Source organism: Pseudomonas grimontii (assembly GCF_007858185.1).
GTDB lineage: Bacteria > Pseudomonadota > Gammaproteobacteria > Pseudomonadales > Pseudomonadaceae > Aquipseudomonas > Aquipseudomonas grimontii.
On the sequence record NZ_VFES01000002.1, the window covers coordinates 96,423 to 115,302 of the forward strand.

An 18,880-nucleotide genomic window follows, 5' to 3' on the forward strand; every position below is an offset into this window, starting at 1 on the left:
GAACGTTGTCGATCATCCCTTCAGTAGAGAATAGGCAGGAAACCGCCAAAAGCTGCCGTGGCGACATGCAGCAGACGGCCACTCAGGGTGAGCAGCGTAAGGTTTGAAACCGGCATGGCAGTGCTCCCGACGGTTACAAGACCTACCCAGACTAGATCCTCTTTACGCAAAGATAAGCCGAGGGGAGCTGGATGCAGTGTCCAGGCTTTACCGCCAATCGAAACGGCGTTACCTACTCTGCAGATACGGCGCCATCAAGCCGGCAAACCACTCGATAAACGCACCGAGGCGCCGAGAGCGTTGGCGACGATCCGGATACAGTACAGACACGGTCATCGACGGCGGCCGGTAAGCTGCCAGCACTTCCACCAGCTCGCCGCTATCCAGTAAATGCTGCACATCGAACAACGGCACCTGAATCAAACCGAGCCCTGTGCAGCATGCGGTGATATAGCTTTCCGCATTATTTACTACCAAGCGACTGGGCAGTGGCAACGACTGCCGGACGCCGTCGAGACAATATTCCCACTGAGCCTCCTGCCCGCCCGATCCCGCAACATAGCCGACGCATACGTGCCGCTCCTGCAACTCGGCAAGCTCGGTGGGCACGCCAAACTCGGCCAGGTAGGCGGGGCTGGCGCAGTTGATCAGCAACACCTGCCCCAACGGTTTCACTACTAGGCTGCTGCTCTGCGGCGTGCCGAAACGAATCACACAATCGACGCCCTCCTGCACCAGGTCTATCGCCCGGTCGGTGGAACCCAGGCCCAGTTGCAGGCGCGGGTAACGCTGGAAAAATTCGGGCAGCGCAGGAATGAGTAGGCGTCGGGCGATACGGCTGGGCACATCGACTTCCAGGCGCCCCATCACCTGCTCTTGATGGGTGTGGAACAGTTGGTCGATCTCATCGATCTCGACCAACACCTGGCGCGCGCGCTGTAGTAACTGGCTGCCGTCGGTGGTCAACGACACCTTACGCGTGGTGCGGTGCAACAAGCGCGTTCCGGCATTGGCTTCCAATTGTTGAATGGCCGCCGATACTGTGGCGCGTGGCAGTTTCAGCAGTCGTGCGGCCTGGATGAAACTGCCGAGCTCAGCCACCTGAACGAAAACGCGGTACTGCTCGATGCGGTCCATGGGTTATCAGTGCTCGACGACGGCGTTAGCCTGTTTCGCTCGAAACCGGCGGACCACCCGCCATTCCACGAAACTGACGATCAACAACACCATGGTGGTCAACGTGCCCACCATCAGCAGGTCGGTCAAAAACGCTATCGGCGCCAGCGCCAGCAATAGCACGATGCCGGCCAGGTGCGATTTGGCGACCACCTGATACACCTCGCGTTTGTACAACAGGCTGGCGAATAGAAAGATCATGGGCCCCAGCAGCAGGGTCACGACGTAGGCCGTGTTCATGTGCTTGTCGGGGTGGGCCATAACCAGATCATTGCCGACGGCCGTGGCAATGATGCCGGCCACCAGCACCGCGTGAATGTAATGAAAGTAAGCGCCGGTGCGCCCAGGGTCCTTGGAGTGGGTAACGCAATGAATGGCGTCTTTGCTCGCCGTGCCGAAGTACAACCACCACATAGCCAGGGTGCCCAGTAAGGTCACCAATAACCCCACCAACACGGGAATATCCCAGTGCTCGGTTTCGGCGAGCACCGCGCCGCTGGCCAGCAGCGTTTCGCCCAGTGCGACAATCACAAACAGCTGGCAACGCTCGGCTAGATGCGCGCCCTCGATGGTCCAGTCACTGGTGCGCGAGCGTCCCAGCCCCGGCAGCGCAAAGCCGAACATGGGCGACACGTACTCACATAGCACCGCGATTAGCCATAGGCCGATACGCCACGGCCCTTCCATAAACGCGCCCGCCAACCAGAACGCCGCGGCAATCGCTACCCAGCCGAGCATGCGCTTGAAGTTAGGTGCCAGCGCGTGTTCACCGGGCAAATGCAGCACGATAAAGGCGGTACGGCCTACCTGAATCGCCACATAGGCCAGCGCAAACACTAAGCCCCGTTCGCCAAAGGCTTCAGGAATGCTCGCCGCCATCAGCAATGCGGGAAACATCAGGGCGAAGATCAGGCCGCGCACCCTCGGGGTTTCCGGGTTAAACCAGTTGGTGACCCAGCAGGTGTATTGCCAGCCAAGCCATACCGCGAACCACAGAATAAGGGTCTCCATCACGCCGGCCAGGGTCAGGTGATGGAGCAGGCCGTGGCTGAGTTGGGTCACGGCGAAGACATAGACGAGGTCGAACAATAGCTCTTCGAACGTCACCCGCGCATGGTGACCATCACGGTGGCGAAGTAACGGGTGATGTGCAGACTGTTCGGCGCTCATAGCAACCCCATGGTCTGGTTTGTCGGGAAAGTGTCAACGCGACATTACGGGGTTGCAATCGTTTTTTTCGCCCGTTACTTGGTGGTATAACCGCCGTTGATCAAAATCGTCTGGCCCGTCACCCACCAGCCATCACTCACCAGGTTGCGAATAAACGGCACCACATCCTCGATATCAGTCAGGCCCGTCCGCGAGAACGGCGAAAGCGCCGCGGCGGTCTTATGATAGTTCACCGCATCCTGACCTTCGGCCGGATAGAAAAACGGCGTATCCATCGGGCCAGGGCCCACTGCCGTCACTGAAATACCACGCGCGCCGAGTTCTTTTGCAGCCGCTCGGGTGAACTGTTCCACCGGCGCTTTGCTGCCGGCATACGCCGCGTAAAACGGCGTGAACGCGCCGAGCAGCGAGGTGACGATGGTGCAGATCTTGCCGTTGTCGTTGAGGTGCTTGCCGGCTTCCTTGAGAAAGAAAAACGCGGTTTTGGAGTTAACCGCCATCATCTCGTCGTACTCAGCTTCGGTGATCTCGGCCATAGGCTTTTTCAACACCTTGCCCACGGTGTTGATCGCAATATCCGGGCGCCCGACTGCGGCCACGGCATCGCTGAACAGTTTTTCCACGGCACCGGCAGTGGTCAGGTCTGCCTGCAACGCCACCGCCTTGGCTCCCAACGCCTCGAGAGCCGCCACGGTAGCGTTGGCATCGCCCTGGCTGGAGGCGCTGTTGTAATGCACCACTACGGCCTTAGCTCCGTGCTGGGCGAGATCGCGGGCGAGCAAGCCGCCGAGATTTTTCACACCGCCGGCGATCAGTACGACCTTGCCATTGATTGAATGTTTGGACATGACAACGCTCCTGGGCTGGGAAAGGTACGACCCAGTCTAGAGCGGCCGCGGGCAAAGATAAGCACGCTGATGCTGGATGCACTGTTCAGTGTTTTCAGCCAATAAGCGTAAAGTTACTTTCCCGACTCTAAACGTCCGCTGTTGTCGAGTCAGGTGAATGACCGCATATGGCTGTTCTCTGTCCTTCGTTTAGCGGTTGAACTGCCAGAGTTTCCTAAGCGATGAGTGAGTAATTTCATGGTCAGCAAATAGTAATAGCGCGTCGATTCAGTGTGCTGGTTTAGGTTGTGATTCAAAAACCACGCAAGGTGCTTTCTCTACCAAGTCGATGGATTGTCGCGTTGCCAGCGCTCAGCGATCGCTGTTTGGATAGCCTTCGCCAGACGCAGGTGGCGTTGACGGGGGGTGTGCGATCCGGTCAGGACGCCCGCCAGGAACAAATCCATATCGAATGCCGTGCTCACGCTCGACCACCAATGTAAGCGGCCACCACGACGATACGGCCGTGCCCCAGCTCATAGCTGATTTGTACTCGGGCATCCTGATCTAGGCGTCGGTCGAGTTGATAGCAATGGCCTCCGTTGATGGGGGCGAGATGATGGCTGATTTGCTCATAGCGTTCGCACGCATAGGCTGCCCGCAATTCGTGGAAGCCTTTGAGGTTGTGCTTATGGAGGATGTCCCGTGCGGGGCGCACGATTCGCTGTTGGAAATCGAAGTAGCTTTCGTTCGGTGCAAGCAGGTTACGGCTACCGTCGGGCGAGATCTGTTCGGCAAACCTCAGTACGTCATGAATATGATCATCTGCCGTAATCCAGCGAGGTGCCGACGCACCTGAACGGCCACCTTTGGTGCCATCCTGGATGTTGATCTTGCCGTACTGTTCTGCCTCACGTTTTAGGCGTGGTAGGTCGGCCAAAATAGCCTCGCGTAAGCGCATGCCGGTGGCTCGCGCTAACTGAGCGATGGCCGCGGCGCGCGGCATTTGGTGTTCGCAAAAAACCTCTACGATCCGCTTCACCTGTTCGCGATCTTGGCCTTGCGGCGCTGAACGACGAACACTGGTGCGCCGCATTCCCAGCGCCTTACTCGGGCTCTGCACTTTCACATACTGATCACCGCGAAGCGCAGCCAGGGTCCGATTTACACTGGACAACCGGTTTTGCGCAGTGGCGATGGCCAGCTCACCTAGTTCGACTTGTTGGCGCAGATGTCCGGCGTAGTCCAGCAAGGTCTGCCAATTAATCTGCCGCGCATCGTTAAACCCCGGCCCTTCCTCCGACCGACACCAGCGTACAAACGCCTGCCAGCGATCACTATGTGCTTTGATCGTGCCGTAATGCCCGCCGCCAAATAGATCGCGTAATGCCTGCGGCCCGGCATAGCTCAGTTGCCGGCCATAGCCAAAATTGCGCCCATCCCGCCTACCTACCAATGCCATGATCAAACGCCTCTCGAAGCCAAAACTTTTAAAACTTTCCCCACTTCATCCCGCCAAGGATGTTCAGTGTTATCAGGGATCAAGGCCCCTGCGACCTGTGAGGGGTGTCCACTAACGCGGGACTGGCGGCTCTTTACGACCGGGAGTTTGGGCATCTCATGATCTGGCCTCCTGAGCACCGATACCGGTGGGCGGGTGGAGGCTGCATTGGCTGACGAGACCGGCGCCGCGAGATCTTGAGCCGGGTGAAGGCAGTGATGCGATGACCGGGGCGTGCCTGACTGTCAGTCAGGTGCAGTCCATTCCCTGGGCTGCGGCACCATCATCTGCATCGCTGTTGCTGGTGACTTCGGTGTTTGTCACGCCGATTGTCACGGGGGGGAATGCCGCAAAGCCTTGTACGAGATGGGCTGCAGCAGCGGTACGAGCGCCCGTCTCTTTCCGGGGGAAAGAGACGGGCGCAGGTTGGCGCAAGGAAATGGCCAAGCGGATAGGTTGCTGCAGGGCAGCTATGAAAGGGGATGAGTTGCCGCAATGGGCACACTGTTAAAAGTAGGCATCCATCACATCGCTGTGACCGTTCGAGCCGCCGGACGCTAATCGCACTTTGGGAGAACCGCCACTGTGTGGCGTAGCCTTAAAGGTTCTGGCTACCTGGGTTGCTGTCAACGACAGCGCTTTGCCCGATCTTTTCTACGCTTGTGGATAATTCGGGTCAAGGCTCGAATTTTCGGGAACTCTGCGGCTGTGGATGAAATTATCCACCGGTGGAAATCGGTGGTTTTCCACAGACAGTTGCCGGGCTTTAGATTTTTTAAGTGAGGTCCATCCAAGCAGGGCGGCTTTGCAGCCCTGCTTGGATGGACCCGCGTGAACAAGCGGATCACTCAAATATGAAGACCGAGTGCTTACTCAGTTGCGCCACGTTTTGCTTTTAGGCGAGTGACGTTCGCTCCGGTCTGGTTCGCGAATTCGTGTGGAGTGACATGCTCCTGCCGGTTGGCCTCCAGGTACCGGCTCCACCAGTTCATGATCAGCCTGCGCTCCTCGATGAACTCGGCCTTGTGGATGTAAGCGGCGCGGACGTTGTTGCGCTCCTTGTGGTTCATCTGCCGTTCAATGGCGGTCTCCGACCACAATCCTGACTCGATCAGTGCGCTGCAGGCCATCGAACGAAACCCATGCCCGCAGATATCGGTTTTGGTGTCGTATCCCATCGTCCGAAGCGCATTGTTCACAGTATTTTCGGACATGGGCTTCCAGGGTTTGGCATCACCTGCGAAGACCAATGCGAATTTACCTGTGAGTGCATGGATTTTTTCGAGTAGCGCCACTGCTTGCGGCGATAAGGGTACTAAATGGATATCCCCTGCCATCTTCGTACCCCTTGTGGAAAAGGGTACTCCCTCCAACGCAGGTCGAGTGTCCGGTATCTCCCAGGTGCCGCGCTTGAGGTCGAACTCGCTCCAGCGTGCGAAACGCAGTTCGCTGGATCGTACAAACACATGCAGTGACAGCATCACCGTCAGACGGGTAAGTGCCCGGCCTTTATAGGTGTCGATCCGCTCCTGTAGTTCCGGCAGTCGCGATAAGGGTAGAGCGGGGCGATGGATCACCCGCGGGGCCTTGATCAAGCCTTCGAGGTCGTAAGCAGGGTTTGCGGTGATAAGCCGGAGGCGTTTTGCCTCGCGCATGATGCTCAGCAGGTAGTTTTGTACCCTTAAAGCAACGTCTATCGTTCCGCGCTTCTTGATCGCTTCCAAGGGCTGCATGAGGTCATGGGTGTCGAGGTCGACAATGGCGCGGGTGCCGATCAGCGGGAATACGTGGGTTTTGAGGCGGCTCATCACAGTCTTGGAGTGGCCTAGTGCCCACTTGGCCGACATTTCCGTGTGCCAGTCCAGCGCAACGCTTTCAAAGGTTCTGCCTTTGATCACAGCTTCCGCCTTGGCTTGGTGCTTGGTCTCTATAGGATCAACGCCATCCGCCAGCATTCGCTTAACTTCCAAGCGCTTGCGACGCGCGTCGGCGAGGCCAATGACGGGATAGTTGCCGAACGAGGTTAGTCCTTCCCGTCCGTCAGGTTTGACGTAACGGAGCCGCCAGCCTTTGCGGCCATTGGGTTGGACTAGGAGATAGAGGCCATCGCCGTCGAAAAGCTTGTAGGCGCGGTCTGTAGGTTTTGCCAAGCGGCAAGCTGCGTCGGAGAGCGGAGCTGTGGTGCGCGACATAAGGGTACTCCCTTTTATCGAAGTGACCTGTATCCCAAACTCTACCCTTAAAACGGTTGGAATCCACCAGTTTCTGACGGAAACCGATGGAACGCCAAAACGAAAAAACCCGCCAGAAGGCGGGTTTTTCGGGGGTTCCAGAGATTTTGAAAGCCTTCTATGGAACCTTGTATGGTGCCGGCACCAGGAGTCGAACCCGGGACCTACTGATTACAAGTCAGTTGCTCTACCAACTGAGCTATACCGGCGTGTTAGGGCGACGATTATAGCGATTGGCAACGTTATGTAAACCCCTGAATTCTGACTATTTTTACAGAGACCGAGCTTTTTTCACGAACGCCCCTTTTTTCGGCAAGCAAGGGTAGGATTCATCCCTCGTCGCCGAGCGGTCTAGCCGGCGCGATCTTGAATTCATCTCTACCTAAGGAAGCCTCGCGTGAAACGGATTCTCTCCCTTTACCTCATCCTCCTCACCGCCGTTCTCAGCGCGTGTTCCACTACCAAGCCCGGCAATGACCCCGTGCTGGTCGGCATCTGGAAAGGCCTGCGTACGGAAACCGGCAAATGTCAGTTCCTGTCGTGGACCAACAACCTCAAGCCCGATGGCCGTTTCACCCTTACCTTTTTCCGCGATGCGCAGCAGACGCAGGTGATTCAGACCGAGCAGGGGTCGTGGTCGGCGGCCAATGGCAGGAATGAATTGCGCACAGACGGGGTGCGTTCGCCGGATGTGTACACCTATCAGCTGGTGGACCCGGACACGGTGCATTACGTGAGTGTGGCGGCGGACCCTACCAGCGATTGCCAGGGTGACTACGAATTCACCGAGCGGCGGGTTCGTTAACAAGCCTGACGATGATCAGGCGTTCCCGTTCAGGGTGGCTGTCCTCGGGGGTCAATGAGTGGGCTCATTGAAGGTCGAGGAGCTACCGGGTGGTGCGGTTCTCTCCTCTATCTATAGACGCTGTGCAGACATACGCCGGCCGTGCCTTTACGTGCGACCGTCGGGCGGGTTTTGCCTTGAATCCCGCAGCGGTTTGCGTATTCTGTCGCGCGATAGGAACGGTGGGTTTAATCGCAAAGTCGTGTAGGAAAATTTTCGAGACAGTGTTGGGCAATCGATTATTTGTTTATGGGCGTGTCAAATTTGTGCCGATTTTGACCAGTCGGCCAACAAAACCCCTAATAAATCCATGCAACTTCATGTTCTTACAGCGAATGCATTTTTCCCCGCAAAATAGTCATAAAAATGGCGCATTGCCGTTCGTCGGATAATATCGCGCTAAAATCATCAAAATACTGACACCATCAATTTGATATCACAGAATGCCTCCGCCAACACATAACTATAAAAATACAAGGTCAGCTCATTGCTGACCTTTTTATCGCCTTTAAAGCGCAAACCAAGTGGGGAGGGGCAGTGAGTGAGTCGAGCAGATGACATTTCAAAACTATTCAACAAGCTGGGTGCCAACCCGAATGGCTACCGCGAAATCGACTTTATCCATGAGTTCATCGAGGACGAAGTAGAGGTCCTGGAAAGCCCGGAGGTTGTTGCTCCCCTGCCTGCATTGGCAGCTCTCTTAGATGAAGCCCCATCGGCGCCGTTGTTGCGTTTGCTCGAAGAGCTGAACCATGGGGAAGCCGACCATCTTCAACCACCTGAAGTGGTGCAGGGCCTGCAAAGCAAGGTGCATTCGGAGCCGTCCACGCCGAAAGTGGTGGTGGTGGTCTCGGTCAAAGGCGGCGTCGGCCGCAGCACCTTGGCTGCTGCGATTGCCAGTGGCTTGCAACGCCAGGGTCACCCGGCGCTTGCCCTTGACCTGGACCCGCAAAACGCTCTGCGCCATCACCTGTGCCTGGGCCTCGACATCCCCGGCGTCGGCGCCACCAGCCTGCGTAATGAAAGCTGGGAAGCCTTGCCCGAACGCGGTTTCGCAGGTTGCCGCCTGGTGGCATTCGGTGGCACTGACCACGCGCAGCAGCAAAGCCTGAATCGTTGGCTGGGCCAGGATGCCGAGTGGCTGGGCAAGCGTTGGGCCGGTCTTAAACTGAACGGCCAGGACACTGTCGTCATTGACGTCCCTGCCGGCAATACCGTGTACCTCAGCCAGGCCATGTCGGTCGCCGACGCGGTGCTGGTGGTGGTGCAGTCGGATGTGGCGTCGTTCAGCACCCTGGACCAGATGAACAGCGTGCTTGCGCCGTACCTTGAACGCGTCAAACCGCTACAACGCTTCTATGTGATCAACCAGCTGGACGCCGCCCACCGGTTCAGCCTGGACATGGCCGAGGTGTTCAAGACGCGCCTCGGTACTGCCCTGTTGGGCACCGTCCACCGCGACCTGGCGTTCAGCGAAGCCCAGGCCTGCGGGCGTGACCCCCTCGACCCTACCGTCAACAGTATCGGCTGCCAGGACGTCCACGCCCTGTGCCGTACCTTGCTCGAACGCATCGACTCGGACCTTCCATGACCGACAATACGTCTTCCACGCCCTTCGTCGAAGGGCGCGTCGAACAGCGCCTAAATGGCGCCATCGCGCGCTTCAATCGCTGGCCGGCGGCGCTGCGTACGGTACTGGTATTTGCCAGTTGCGTACTCGGTGTCTTGCTGCTTTTGGGCGTTATCAGCGCGCCGCTGGACCTCTACAGCCAATGCCTGTTTGCCGCTGTGTGCTTCATGGCGGTGCTGGTGCTGCGCAAGATCCCGGGGCGCCTGGCAATCCTCGCGCTGGTGGTGTTGTCGCTGGTGGCCTCGCTGCGCTACATGTTCTGGCGACTCACCTCCACCCTGGGCTTTGAAACCTGGCTCGACATGTTCTTCGGCTACGGCCTGGTCGCCGCCGAGTTCTACGCTCTGATCGTGCTGATCTTCGGCTACGTGCAGACCGCCTGGCCGCTGCGCCGCACGCCCGTATGGCTCAAGGCCGAGCCGGAAGAATGGCCGACCGTCGATGTGTTCATCCCCACCTATAACGAAGCGCTGAGTATCGTAAAACTGACCATCTTCGCCGCCCAGGCGATGGACTGGCCCAAGGACAAGCTGCGCGTCCACGTGCTCGATGACGGCCGCCGTGATGACTTTCGCGACTTTTGCCGCAAGATCGGCGTGAACTACATCCGCCGCGACAACAACTTCCACGCCAAGGCCGGTAACCTCAACGAAGCGTTGAAGGTCACCGACGGCGAATACATCGCGCTGTTCGACGCCGACCACGTGCCGACGCGCTCCTTCCTGCAAGTCAGCCTGGGCTGGTTCCTCAAGGATCCTAAGCTGGCGATGCTGCAAACGCCGCACTTCTTCTTCTCCCCGGACCCGTTCGAAAAGAACCTCGACACCTTCCGCGCCGTGCCCAACGAGGGCGAGCTGTTCTACGGCCTGGTGCAGGACGGCAACGACCTGTGGAACGCCACCTTCTTTTGCGGCTCGTGTGCGGTGATTCGCCGTGAGCCGCTGCTGGCAATCGGCGGGGTGGCTGTCGAGACCGTGACCGAAGACGCCCACACCGCGCTCAAGCTCAACCGCCTGGGCTACAACACGGCGTACCTGGCGATCCCGCAAGCCGCGGGCCTGGCCACGGAAAGCCTGTCACGCCACATCAACCAGCGGATTCGCTGGGCGCGGGGCATGGCGCAGATCTTCCGCACCGACAACCCGCTGCTTGGCAAGGGGCTTAAGTGGGGCCAGCGCATCTGCTACGCCAACGCTATGTTGCACTTCTTTTATGGTTTGCCGCGTTTGGTGTTCCTCACCGCGCCGCTGGCCTATTTGGTCTTTGGCGCGGAGATTTTCCATGCCTCGGCGCTGATGATCGTCGCTTATGTACTGCCGCACCTGGTGCATTCAAGCCTGACCAACTCACGCATCCAGGGCCGCTTCCGGCACTCGTTCTGGAACGAGGTGTACGAGACCGTACTGGCCTGGTACATCCTGCCGCCGGTGCTGGTGGCGCTGGTCAACCCCAAGGCCGGTGGCTTCAACGTCACCGACAAGGGCGGCATCATCGACAAGGAGTTCTTCGACTGGAAGTTGGCGCGCCCTTACCTGGTGTTGTTGGCAGTGAACTTGGTCGGCCTGGGCTTTGGTATCCATCAGTTGGTCTGGGGCGATGCGTCCACGGCCGTGACGGTGGCGATCAACCTGACCTGGACCCTCTATAACTTGATCATTACCAGTGCCGCCGTGGCCGTGGCGTCCGAGACGCGGCAAGTGCGTTCCGAGCCGAGGGTGAGTGCGAAATTGCCGGTCAGCGTAATCTGCGCCGACGGTCGTGTACTCGCCGGCGTCACCCAGGACTTCTCCCAGAATGGCTTTGGCCTGATCCTTGATGAGGGCCACTCCATTTGCCAGGGCGAACGGGTACAACTGGTGCTGTCGCGAAACGGCCAGGACAGCCTGTTCCAGGCGCGGGTCGCGTTCAGTAAAGGTTCGCAGATCGGAGCGCAATTCGAATCCCTGTCGCTGCGAGAACAAAGCGAGCTGGTCCGCCTGACGTTTTCCCGTGCCGACACCTGGGCAGCCAGTTGGGGGGCCGGCCAGCCCGACACACCGCTGGCAGCCCTGCGTGAAGTCGGTGCCATTGGCATTGGTGGCCTGTTCACTCTGTGCCGCGCCACTCTGTATGAACTGCGAATGGCCTTGCGCCGCACTCCCTCACAACCGCTCGACACGTTGATGGACAAGCCATGACTTCCACACCAATTTTTGCGCGTGCCCACGTACGTGCGGCACTCGCTTTGATGACTGCATCGCTGCTGGGCCTGAGCCCGCTGCTGCAGGCGGCCGAAAAATCGCCTGCCACTGCGGTGGCCGTGCAGGGCGCCGACGATGGCTACAACCTGACCCTCAAGCAGTTGGGTCGTCGCGACACCATGAACCTGCAAGGTGTGGAGTCGTCCGACAGCGTCAACTTCGATATCCGCACCGACCAGGTGGTGACCGGCGCGCAAGTGCTGCTCAACTACAGCTACTCGCCGGCCTTACTGGCGGACCTGTCGCAGATCAACGTGCTGGTCAATGATGAAGTGGCCGCCAGCATCCCGCTGACCAAAGCAGGCGCGGGCACTGCACAACAGACACTGGTGCAGATCCCGCCGCACCTGATCACCGAATTCAACCGCTTGCGGGTGCAGTTCATCGGTCACTACACCATGTCCTGCGAAGATCCGTTGCACAGTAGCTTGTGGGCAAAAATCAGTAACAGCAGCGAGCTGAAACTGCAGGTGACGCAGATCCCGTTGAAGGACGACCTGTCGGTGTTGCCGCTGCCGTTCTTCGATAAGCGCGATGCTCGCCAGGTCCGCCTGCCGTTCGTGTTTGCCACCGCACCGGACAATGCCACGCTGGAAGCGGCGGCTACCTTGTCGTCGTGGTTCGGCGCGCTGGCCAGTTACCGTGGCGCGACGTTCCCCACCACCTACGGCACGATACCGGCCAAGGGCAACGCCATTGTGCTGGTGCTGAGCCCAAGCGCGGTTGACGTCAACGGCGTCAAAGTGGCACAAGCCACCGGGCCGACCCTGAACCTCATCACCAACCCCAACGACCCGCAGGGCAAGCTGTTGATCGTGTCGGGCCGTGATGGCGCCGAACTCAAGCGCGCCGCCACCGCCGTGGCACTGGGTAACCCGGTGCTGGCCGGCAGCAGCGTGGTGATCGACAAGTTCGAAAGCCTGGCGCCGCGTCGTCCCTATGACGCGCCGAACTGGGTGCCCAGTGATCGTCCAGTGCGCCTGGGTGAACTGGTCGAGCTGAAAAAACTCAGCGTCTCGGGCTACAACCCAGGTGCGATCAGTGTCGACTTCCGCCTGCCGCCCGACCTGTTCAATTGGCGTGAAGAGGGCGTGCCGCTGCATCTCAAATACCGCTACACACCGCAGCAGGTGTCGACTAATTCGTCGCTGCTCGTGGGCATGGATGACCAGTTCATGAAGTCCATGCCGCTGCCGTCGATCACCAGCCTGGCGGACGGCAAGACCCTGCTGAGCATGATGCAGAAAGACAACACCCTGCCGCGCGAAGCCACTGTGCTGCTGCCGATCAGCTCGGCGTCGCCGATGTCCAAGCTGCAGTTGCGCTTCATGTACGACTACATCAAGGAAGGTGAATGCCGCGACATTATTGTCGACAACATGCGCGGCACCATCGACCCGGATTCGAGCCTGGACATCACCGGCTACCAGCACTTTATCGCCATGCCTAACTTGGGTGTGTTCAACGATGCTGGCTTCCCGTTCACCCGCCTGGCGGACCTTTCCGAATCGGCCGTGGTGTTGCCGGACACCTTCGGTACCGATGAGCTGAGTGCCTACCTCACCATCCTTGGCCGCTTCGGCGAGTCCACCGGCTACCCGGCTACCGCGGTCAAAGTGGTACAGGCCAAGGACGTGCAAAGCGTTGCCGACAAGGACCTGCTGGTGATCGCCACTGGTGCTGACCAGCCGTTATTCAAGCAGTGGCAGCAGTATCTGCCGGCCAACGTTGACGGACCGCGACAGCACTTCAAATTGTCTGACCTGCCGCGCTACGTGAGCAACTGGGTGAGTCCTGACGCCGAAGCCAATAAGCACGCAGCCAACGCCGCGCTCAGCTTCAATACCTTGGCCAGCAGCACCTGGTTTGCCGGTTTCGAGTCTCCACTCAAGACTGGGCGCAGTGTGGTGTTGATCTCCAGCGTCAAACCCGAAGGCCTGCAGGCCGCGACGGCCGTGCTGATCGGCGGTGACCAGTTCAAAGACACCATCCAGGGCAGCCTCGCAGTGGTACAGGGCACGCAAGTCAGCTCGCTGGTGGCTGACCAGCAGTACTACGTCGGCAAGCTGGGCCTGTTCAAGCAGGTGCAATGGCAGTTGTCGCAGAACGTGGGTTGGATGTTGTTATTGACCTTCCTTGGCCTGGCAATTGTCACTTGCCTGATCTACCTGTCCCTGCGGGCACGTGCAAAACGGCGGCTGGCATGATGCGTCCGGTCGGTTGGGTTGCGCTGGGCATCGCGCTCTTCGCTGGCGCAGCCCAGGCGCAGACGTGCGACGCGCAGTGGCCACTGTGGCAGAACTACGCGAAGCGCTTTGTGCAGGATGACGGGCGGGTGCTGAACTCGTCCCTGAACCCCAGCGAAAGCAATTCTGAAGGACAGTCCTACGCGATGTTTTTCGCCCTGGTGGGCAATGACCGCGCGCGGTTTGACAAGCTCTGGACCTGGACCAAGACCAACATGGCCGGCAACGACATCAGCCGCACCCTGCCAGGCTGGTTGTGGGGCAAGACCCAGAGCGGCGAATGGGGCCTGATCGACGCCAACTCCGCCAGCGATGCCGACCTGTGGGTCGCCTACGCGCTGCTGGAAGCGGCACGTGTATGGAATGTGCCGCAGTACCGCGCCGATGCGCAGTTGGTATTGGCCAATGTCGAAAAGACCTTGATCGTACGCGTACCGGGCCTGGGCAAGATGCTGTTGCCCGGGCCGGTGGGCTACAGCTACCCAGACGGGTTGTGGCGTTTCAACCCCAGCTACCAAGTACTGGCGCAACTGCGACGCTTCCACAAAGAACGTCCCAAGGGCGGCTGGAATGAGGTGGCCGAGAGTAACGCTAAAATGCTCGCCGACCCCAAGAGCAACCCCCATGGCATCGCCGCCAACTGGGTGGGTTACCGCGCCACGGGTGCGAACACCGGGGTGTTTGTGGTCGATCCGTATTCCGATGACCTGGGCAGCTACGACGCCATCCGTACTTACCTGTGGGCTGGAATGACCGCCAAAGGCGACCCGCTGGCGGCGCCGATGCTCAAGGCGTTGGGTGGTTTTTCACGTGCTACGGCGGCGTCTCCCAATGGTTTGCCACCGGAGAAGATTCACGTGCTCACCGGTGAGGCCGAAAAGAACAACGGCTATTCGCCGCTGGGGTTCTCGGCGTCTGCCTTGGTGTTCTTCAATGCACGCGGCGAACCCGCCCTGGCTCAACTGCAAAAAAACAAGCTGGATGATGTGCTGGGCAAGGCTATGGTCGCATCAGCGGCCGACGGCGATCAGCCGGTGTATTACGACTACATGCTCAGCCTGTTCAGCCAAGGCTTTACCGATCAAAAGTACCGCTTCGAACAGGACGGTACGGTCAAATTATTCTGGGAGGGCGCATGCGCCGTCACACGCTAGCCCTCGCGATACTGGCCACCCTGGCGTCCCACGTCAGCCTGGCCGCAACGACCGACCCTCAAGCTTTGCTGATCGAGCAGGGTTACTACTGGCAGTCGAAGAAAAACCCGGAGCGGGCCACGGAATCCTGGCAAAAACTGCTGGGCCTGAGCCCCGAGCAGCCGGACGCGCTGTACGGCATGGGTCTGATCCAGGTGCAAGAGCAGCACCCGGAAGAGGCACAAAAATACCTGGCCCGTCTGCGCGCACTTTCGCCGCTGCCGCGCCAGGCGTTGTTGCTGGAGCAGGATATCGCGGTCAACACGCCCACCAATGCCAAATTGCTGGAGCAGGCTCGTGAGTTGGGTGAGCCAGTCGAAGAGCGCGAAAAGGCCGTGGCGCTGTATCGCCAGATTTTCCAGGGGCGCCCGCCTCAAGGCTTGATCGCCCGTGAGTATTACAACGCCCTGGCCTTCACCCCCAAAGGCACCGTAGAAGGTATCGCCGGTCTGCAACGCGTAACCCGTGAGCGGCCGGATGACGCCATTGCCGCGCTTTTCCTGGCCAGGCATCTGGCGCGTAACCCGAGCACCCGTGTCGAAGGTATACGTTCCATGGCACGTCTGGCGACCAACAACGAAGTCGGCGGCGCCGCAGACGAAGGCTGGCGCTTCGCGCTGATCTGGCTGGGGGCACCGAACCGTGATCAGGTGCCGTTATTCCAGGAGTTCCTGATCAAGCACCCGGATGACAGCGAAATCCGTGCGCTGATGAATAAGGGCATTGCCCAAGGCAAGGGGGACGGTGGCTGGCAGCGTGACCCGAAGCTGGTCAAGGCCTTCAAGGCCCTCGACGACGGCGACCTGAAGACCGCCGAGCCGTTGCTGGCGGCACGCCTGGCGGAAAAAGCCAACGATGTCGATGCCCTCGGCGGCATGGGTGTAGTCCGCCAACAGCAGCAGCGCTTCAGCGAGGCGGAAAACTACCTGGTCCAGGCCACCCGCTTGCCAGGCGGTGCCGCCTGGCAAAAAGCCCTGAATGACGTGCGTTACTGGAGCTTGCTGAACCAGGCCCGGGATGCGCAGAATGCCGGCCGCAGCAGCCAGGCCCGTGACCTGGCGGCGCAGGCTGAGCGCCTGAACCCGGGCCGTGCGGATGCTACGGTAGCCCTCGCCGGTTTCCAGGCCCAGGACAATCAATTCGACGCCTCCGAAGCCAGCTACCGCAAAGTGCTGGCGCGTAACCCTGGCGATGCGGATGCGTTGAATGGCCTGATCGGTGTGCTGTCGCAATCCGGCCGCCCGGAAGAAGCCTTGAAGCTGATCGATTCGGTGTCTGCCGCAGATCGCACAAAGCTGTCCTCCAACGTGAAAATCAAGGCTTTGCGTGCCACCCAGATGGGCAAGGTGGCCGACCAGCGTGGCGACTTGAAAGCCGCGCAGGCTGCCTACCAGCAGGCGCTCGACGCCGACCCGGAAAACCCCTGGACCCGTTTTGCCCTGGCGCGTGTTTACCTGCGCGATGGGCAAATCCGCAACGCCCGCGCCTTGCTCGATGGCCTGCTCAAGAGCCAACCCAACCAGCCGGACGCGCTGTACACCAGTTCGTTGCTGTCAGTCGAGCTGAACGAATGGAAAGCCGCGGACGCGACGCTGTCGCGCATTCCGGCCGGCCAGCGCACGGCGGATATGAATGAGCTGGCGAGCGACATCGCCCTGCACAAACAGACCGACATCGCCATTGAAAGCGCTCGCCGTGGCCAGCGCCCGGAAGCCCTGGCATTGCTGGGGCGCAGCGCGGCCCTGGCCGGTAAAAAGCCGGAGCGGCTGGCGGTATTGGCGTCTGCCTATGTGGACGTCGGCGCACCGGAAGAGGGCCTGCAGATCATGCAAGGCGTGCTCGACAACACCCCCAACCCGACTGCCGACCAGAAGCTGCTCTACGCCGGTGTGCTGCTCAAGGCTAACCACTACACCGAGGCTGGTGACATCCTGCGCGACATGCAGGGCCAGCCGCTGAGTGACGCCGGGCGCCAGCGCTACGAAGACCTGATCTTTCAATATCGGGTTAAGCAAGCCGATGCGCTGCGCGAGAAGAACGACCTGGTGGCAGCCTACGACATGCTCTCACCGGCATTGGTCCAACGGCCCCATGACACGTCGGCCATTGCGGTGCTGGCGCGCATGTATGCTGACGGTGGCGACGGCAAGAAAGCCATGGCGCTTTACGAACCGCTTGTGCAGCAGAACCCTGATAACGCGCGCCTGCAACTGGGCCTTGCGGGGATCGCCTTGAAAGGCGGTAATCGCAGCCTGGCTGAGTCGGCTACCGACAAGGCGTTGCGGCTGGACCCGACCAGTGCCGAGACGTTGACGGCCGCCGGCCAGATCTACCAAGGCCTGGGCCGCAATGCCGAAGCGGCCGAATTGCTGCGTCGCGCCCTGACCCTCGAAAACACTCAGCGCGCACAGGCGCGCTCGGCCTTGGCGGATGCGCAGGGCGTGGCGTACAACCCGTTTGTCGGGTTGCCTGGCCAGCGTCGACAGATTACTGATTTGGCCGTTGACCGCGGCGCGGTTCCGCCGCCGATCGATGCGCCGGCCAATGTGATGCCAGCGCCGGTATCTGCGCCCGGGAATACCCTGGTCACTGCCGGCTTCGCACCCTCGAGCAGGCTGAGCGACCCGTTTGTACCGCCTACCCGTATTGCTGCGCTGGATAACCCGACCTTGAGTCCGGCACGCCTTGCTCTCGATGGTCTGCTGCGTGATCGTAGCGGCTATCTGGTGCAAGGTTTGAGCGTGCGCAGCAACAATGGTGAAAGTGGCTTGAGCCGAATCACCGACGTGGAGACGCCGTTCGAGGCACGCATGCCGGTGGGTGACTACAACGTCGCGTTGCGTGCTACGCCGGTCAGTTTGAGCTCCGGGACGGTCAAGGCCATCTCGGCAGCGCGCTTTGGTGCGGGCGCCGGTACGGATGGTTCCCAGAGAGAGAACGGTGTCGGCCTGGCCGTCGCCGTGGAAGACCCGGCGCAAGGCGTCAAGGCCGACGTCGGCGTCAGCCCGCTGGGCTTCACCTATAGCACCGTGGTTGGTGGCGTGAGTGTGAATCGACCGTTCACCGAGGGCGGCAACCTGCGCTATGGGGTGAATGTTTCGCGGCGCCCGGTCACCGACAGTGTGACCTCGTTTGCCGGTTCGCAAACCACGACCGCCGATGGAGAGCGCAAAAAATGGGGCGGCGTCACCGCCAACGGCGGGCGTGCCGAGCTGAGCTATGACAACCAGGAAGTGGGGGCCTACGGCTATGCTTCGCTGCACCAGTTGCTCGGCAATAATGTTGAAGACAACACGCGTATGGAACTGGGCAGCGGCGTCTATTGGTACCTGCGCAACACGCCAACCGACACCTTGACGCTGGGTGTCAGCGGCATGGCGATGGGCTTCAAGGACAACCAGGGTTTTTACACCTATGGCAATGGCGGCTACTTCAGTCCGCAGCGCTTCTTTTCCCTGGCTGTACCGGTTCGCTGGGCGCAGAGCTTCGACCGCTTCAGTTACGAGTTGAAAAGTTCGGTGGGCGTGCAACATATCGCGCAAGATGGCGCCGACTACTTTCCTACGGACAGTACGCTTCAAGGCAACGCTGCCACCAAAAAATACGACAGCAACAGCAAGACCGGCGTCGGCTACAGTCTCAACGCGGCCGCCGAATACCGTCTTACTTCACGCTTTTACCTGGGTGGCGAAGTCGCAGTCGACAACGCCCAGGACTATCGCCAGTACGTTGGCAACGCGTACCTGCGCTACCTGTTTGAAGACCTGAGCGGGCCAATGCCCTTGCCGGTCAGCCCTTACCGTTCCCCTTATTCGAATTGAT

Annotated in this window: 11 protein-coding genes, 1 tRNA gene and 1 pseudogene; 6 read left to right on the top strand and 7 right to left on the bottom strand. The window is 59.9% G+C overall.

What is annotated here, in order from left to right:
• Window positions 1–228: 228 nt before the first annotated feature.
• The 7 genes and pseudogenes from FIV39_RS04685 to FIV39_RS04720 form a co-directional block, all read right to left on the bottom strand.
• The gene (locus tag FIV39_RS04685) at window positions 229–1,137 is read right to left on the bottom strand and encodes a LysR family transcriptional regulator (protein ID WP_090401064.1); all 909 of its coding nucleotides are present in this window, start codon (window positions 1,135–1,137) and stop codon (window positions 229–231) included.
• Window positions 1,138–1,143: 6 nt separating this feature from the next.
• Window positions 1,144–2,346 carry a low temperature requirement protein A gene (locus FIV39_RS04690; RefSeq protein WP_090401063.1) on the bottom strand — a complete coding sequence of 401 codons (1,203 nt, stop codon included), beginning with the start codon at window positions 2,344–2,346 and terminating at the stop codon, window positions 1,144–1,146.
• Between the two features lie 74 nt (window positions 2,347–2,420).
• Entirely contained in the window at window positions 2,421–3,194 is a 774-nt protein-coding gene (locus tag FIV39_RS04695) for an SDR family oxidoreductase (RefSeq protein ID WP_090401062.1), read from the bottom strand.
• A 149-nt stretch (window positions 3,195–3,343) separates the two neighbouring features.
• Window positions 3,344–3,658 (bottom strand): annotated as a pseudogene (locus FIV39_RS33260) (hypothetical protein).
• Window positions 3,655–4,635 carry an integrase domain-containing protein gene (locus FIV39_RS04705; RefSeq protein ID WP_090401061.1) on the bottom strand — a complete coding sequence of 327 codons (981 nt, stop codon included), beginning with the start codon at window positions 4,633–4,635 and terminating at the stop codon, window positions 3,655–3,657. The pseudogene FIV39_RS33260 and the gene FIV39_RS04705 overlap by 4 nt, the downstream one beginning before the upstream one ends.
• 908 nt (window positions 4,636–5,543) lie before the next feature.
• Entirely contained in the window at window positions 5,544–6,866 is a 1,323-nt protein-coding gene (locus FIV39_RS04715; RefSeq protein WP_090401060.1) for a tyrosine-type recombinase/integrase, read from the bottom strand.
• Window positions 6,867–7,038: 172 nt separating this feature from the next.
• Window positions 7,039–7,114 (bottom strand) — tRNA-Thr (locus FIV39_RS04720).
• 188 nt (window positions 7,115–7,302) lie between these two features.
• Here FIV39_RS04720 and FIV39_RS04725 point away from each other — a divergent pair.
• The 6 genes from FIV39_RS04725 (at window position 7,303) to FIV39_RS04750 (ending at window position 18,879) form a co-directional block, all read left to right on the top strand.
• Window positions 7,303–7,710 (top strand): hypothetical protein, encoded by a 408-nt coding sequence (locus FIV39_RS04725; RefSeq protein WP_090401059.1) that lies wholly within the window; start codon window positions 7,303–7,305, stop codon window positions 7,708–7,710.
• A 580-nt stretch (window positions 7,711–8,290) separates the two neighbouring features.
• Window positions 8,291–9,340, top strand: coding sequence for a cellulose biosynthesis protein BcsQ (bcsQ, locus tag FIV39_RS04730; RefSeq protein ID WP_390620687.1), 1,050 nt, complete (start codon window positions 8,291–8,293; stop codon window positions 9,338–9,340).
• Complete coding sequence (gene bcsA / locus FIV39_RS04735; RefSeq protein ID WP_090401058.1) at window positions 9,337–11,556, top strand: UDP-forming cellulose synthase catalytic subunit; 2,220 nt, start codon at window positions 9,337–9,339, stop codon at window positions 11,554–11,556. The genes bcsQ and bcsA overlap by 4 nt, the downstream gene beginning before the upstream one ends.
• Window positions 11,553–13,826, top strand: a complete 2,274-nt coding sequence (bcsB, locus tag FIV39_RS04740; protein WP_090401057.1) for a cellulose biosynthesis cyclic di-GMP-binding regulatory protein BcsB — start codon at window positions 11,553–11,555, stop codon at window positions 13,824–13,826. The genes bcsA and bcsB overlap by 4 nt, the downstream gene beginning before the upstream one ends.
• A complete protein-coding gene (gene bcsZ, locus FIV39_RS04745) occupies window positions 13,823–15,019 on the top strand; it encodes a cellulose synthase complex periplasmic endoglucanase BcsZ (protein ID WP_090401056.1) in 1,197 nt (398 codons plus the stop codon). Before bcsB ends, bcsZ begins: the two co-directional genes overlap by 4 nt.
• Window positions 15,001–18,879, top strand: coding sequence for a cellulose biosynthesis protein BcsC (locus FIV39_RS04750; RefSeq protein WP_090401055.1), 3,879 nt, complete (start codon window positions 15,001–15,003; stop codon window positions 18,877–18,879). Before bcsZ ends, FIV39_RS04750 begins: the two co-directional genes overlap by 19 nt.
• Window position 18,880: the final 1 nt, after the last annotated feature.